The organism is Nocardia sp. NPDC004722, from assembly GCF_053601505.1.
In genome coordinates this window covers 1-3,674 of sequence record NZ_JBSGBY010000739.1, presented here as the reverse complement: position 1 = coordinate 3,674, position 3,674 = coordinate 1, and the positions used below count along the sequence as shown (strand labels likewise).

Annotated in this window: 3 protein-coding genes and 1 pseudogene; 2 read left to right on the top strand and 2 right to left on the bottom strand. The window is 69.7% G+C overall.

Annotated features, from left to right (window positions below; all coding sequences use genetic code 11):
- The first annotated feature begins 148 nt into the window (after nt 1-148).
- Together ACWELQ_RS40930 and ACWELQ_RS40925 are read left to right on the top strand one after the other, a co-directional pair.
- Complete coding sequence (locus ACWELQ_RS40930) at nt 149-988, top strand: NAD(P)H-binding protein (protein WP_452402367.1); 840 nt, start codon at nt 149-151, stop codon at nt 986-988.
- Nucleotides 989-1,101: 113 nt separating this feature from the next.
- The gene (locus tag ACWELQ_RS40925; protein WP_452402366.1) at nt 1,102-2,202 is read left to right on the top strand and encodes a methyltransferase; all 1,101 of its coding nucleotides are present in this window, start codon (nt 1,102-1,104) and stop codon (nt 2,200-2,202) included.
- Between the two features lie 187 nt (nt 2,203-2,389).
- Here ACWELQ_RS40925 and ACWELQ_RS40920 read toward each other — a convergent pair whose 3' ends face one another.
- Entirely contained in the window at nt 2,390-2,845 is a 456-nt protein-coding gene (locus ACWELQ_RS40920) for a DUF4254 domain-containing protein (RefSeq protein ID WP_452402365.1), read from the bottom strand.
- A gap of 505 nt (nt 2,846-3,350) precedes the next feature.
- Nucleotides 3,351-3,674, bottom strand: a pseudogene (locus tag ACWELQ_RS40915) (PUA domain-containing protein); the annotation flags it as partial.

The following is a 3,674-nucleotide window of genomic DNA, read 5'->3' as shown; positions in this document are numbered from 1 at the left end:
GAGCAGTTCGTCGGGAGTGCGGTCGTCCATGGTCATGTGCACATCGTATCTGTATGCAGTTCGGAATATATGTGTTGACCCACAGATGCGTGCATGACAGCATGCATTTGTCCATCTGCATGGATTCGCACTCGATCGGAGTTCCCCCATGACCATCCTCGTCACCGGCGCCGGCGGCCAGATCGGCCGCGCCGTCCTCACCGGACTGCACGCCCGGGGCCTGCCCGTCCGCGCCACCAGCAAGAACCCCTCCGGCCTCGACCTGCCCGCCGGGATCGAGGCGCTCGCGCTGAGCGACGATCCCGAAACCCTTTCCGCCGCACTGCAAGACGTGCGCCAGGTCTTCCTCTACGCCAATCCGGCACTCGCCGACGCGTTCACCGTGGCCGCCGAGAAGGCCGGGGTGGAACACGTCGTGCTGCTGTCCTCCTCCGCGGTCGACGGCCCGAATCCCGACGCCAATCCCATCGGCGCCATGCACGTCGCCGTCGAAAGGTCGCTCGCCGCTTCGACTCTCGACACCACGATCCTGCGTCCCGGCGGATTCGACAGCAACGCCCTGGGCTGGGTCGAGGCAGTCACGGCCGGGCGGCCCATCGAGCTGCCCTACCCGCAGGCCGCCCTGGCCATGATCCACCCGCAGGACATCGCCGATATCGCGATCGCCGCTCTCACCGGAGGCGAAGTACGCGGTCGCACAGTCTCTCTCACCGGTCCGGCGCCGATCAGCTTCGCCGCGCAGATCGCCGAGCTGTCGACGGCCATCGGGCGCGAGATCCCCGTCGTCACCGTCACGCCCGAGGTCGCCCGGGAACAGCTGGCGCGCACCATGCCGCCCTTCGTCGTGGACGCACTGCTGCAGACGTGGGCGGAGGTCGCCGATCACCCCCAGGCCCCCGCCGACACCACCGAAACCCTCCTCGGTGTCCCCGCCCGCACCTTCGGCCAGTGGGCTCGGGAGAACGCGGCCGCCTTCACCGCCGCCTGACCGGCGCGCCCGCACGAGTTGCCCGGCCGTCACGGAAACCGCTGTCCACCAGGGGCGCGACGCGTACGCTCAGACAAATCCCGCAGTCGCCACACGATCTTGGGGAGTTCATCATGGCGTCCGCCGCACCCAAAGCCCCGCCCCTGCCTCTCATTCGCGCTATCTCCTGGTTTCGCGACAACCTCTCCGCTCTACACCGGCGACTGGTGCCCGGCCACATCGCCCTGCTGGAACTGTCGACCATCGGGTATCTCACCCAAGCCACCTGCGCTGCCGCCGAACTCGGCATCGCCGACGCGCTGGCCGACGGCCCGCGCCACGTCGCGGACCTGGCGCGGGCGGTCAATGCCGACGAGGACGCGCTGCGCCGGTTGCTGCGCCTGCTCGTCAGCGGTGGGGTCTTCGCGCAGCGGCGCGACGGGGCCTATCAGCTGACCGGGATCTCGCAGGGCCTGCGCACCGACGCCGAGGTCTCGCTGCGAGATCTGTTCGTGTTCTTGGGATCCGACCTGCACCGCAAGCACTGGTCGGACCTCGCCGGCTCGGTGCGGCAGGGTCGGTCGCTGTGGCCGGAAACGGAAGGCATGGAGTTCTGGCAGTACGCCGAGGAGCATCCCGAAGCCGGGCAGGTCTTCGATCGCGCCATGACCAGCGTGGGCAGTCTGGCCACCGAACCCCTGCAAGCCGCGTACGACTTCGGGCGCTTCGGCACCATCGTGGATATCGGCGGCGGCCGGGGCAGCCTGCTGGTGGACATCCTGCGCCGGCACCCGTCCATGCGCGGCGTCCTCTACGACCTGCCGCGGGTGGTGGAGAGCCTGCCGGAGCAACTGCTCGCGCCCGGACTGACCGGTCGCCTGAGCTTCGAGGGCGGCAGCTTCTTCGACACCGTCCCCAAGGGCGGCGACGCCTACCTGCTCAAACACATCGTGCACGACTGGGCCGACGCGGACGCCGAACGCATCCTGCGCACGGTGCGCACCGCCATGGAATCCGAGGCGCGGCTGCTGATCATCGACATCGTCATGCCCGAGAACCATCGGCCCCACCCGGGCAAGGTGATCGACCTGGAAATGCTGGTCAATACCAGCGGCGGCCGTGAACGCACGCAGACCGAATTCGGAAATCTGCTCTCCCGCAGCGGTTTCGTGCTCACCCGCGTGGTGCCCACGGCGGCCCTGGACTGCGTGATCGAGGCTCATCCGTCCTGGTGACGCCCATCGGTGCCCATCCTGGTGACGACCCTCAGTGCCGGTGGCACCGACGACGGTCCGGGTGTGATCGCACCCAGGCAGCGATCACACCCGAACCCGCCGACGCTGCCCGCGGGGCGGATGCGGCGCAACCCATCCGCCCGGCACGGGCCGCCGCCGCCCTGGTTCCGTTGTGGCGCGGTGACTTTCAGGCGGAGCGGCGGACGCGTGGGCCGACAACCCCTGCGGCCCGATCGGTCCAGCCGTCCGCCATCTGCGCCAACAGGAACCACGCGGCGTGTACTTGTTCGTCCGACACCTTCTCGGCCGTCTTGAGCAGATGCACGGCGCGCACATGCGCCGCCGCCATGGCATCCACCACGGCCCCCAGCGATTCGGCCCGCGCTACACCCCTCGGCAGCGCCCGGCTCGACACCCACTCGTCGATGAACGTGACGAGCTGCGTGCGTAGTTCGTCGATCCCGCCGGTGTCGCCGGGCTGCTCCCGGCGCTGCAGGTGCAGTTCGGCCAGCGCCCGGGCCCAGCGGGTGACCGCGTGGTCGTCGGGCTGATCGCCGATATGACCGCAGAACGCCGCCAGCAGTTCATGCCAGTCGGGCAGTACCGGGCGATCGGCGAAGCGGTACTCGAAACTCGAATCCATCGAGTTCGCAACACGGCCGCTCGCCCGCCACAGCTGTGTGCTATCGGGTTGGGGTACGTACATACCTACCTCCACGGCGGTGCGGGCGCACCCGGAGCCGCGGGCGGTCACCGGACCGCGAGCCCGGCGCGGCAAGGGCGGACCGCGCCGGATCCGGGCAACCGCTATCGGCGAAGGGCACATCTCGATGCGGCACCGGGTGCACTTCCAGAATGACCGCTCGGGCCGTCCCGCCCACTGCCCTTCCCCCGCCCTCCGACTGCCCCTCACCACAGAGACCAACCGACCGGTCTGCCCCCGTTACTCCCCCTCTCCCCCAACGCAATTCGGCCGTAACCCAGCGGCCCCTCAGCCGTCACTCCGTCACACGACCGTGGCCTCACACCCGAATCCACACGGCCGCCGTGGATTCCGGCCGCAGCAGCATCATCGCATGGGCACCATCGCGCACCCCGTCGCAGGGCCGCGATCGATCAGACCTCCCGCCGCGACCGTCGTGGGTCGGTCAGACCTTGACGAGGTCGTCAGCGTGGACGACGGGGCGCTGCATGCTGTCCGGGAGGTCGGAGGTGGAGCGGCCCTTCATGGTTTCGAGTTCGTCGCTGTCGTAGGCGGCCACGCCGCGGGCGACGAGCACGCCGTCGGGGGCGATCAGGTCGATGACGTCGCCGCCGTAGAAGTGGCCTGCCACCTGGGTGATGCCGGCGGCCAGCAGCGAATGGCGGCGTTCGGCCACCGCGGCGACCGCGCCCGCGTCGAGGTGGACCGCGCCGCGGGCGTCGGCGGCGTGGCGGACCCAGAACTAGCGCGCGGACACGCGGCTGGGGAG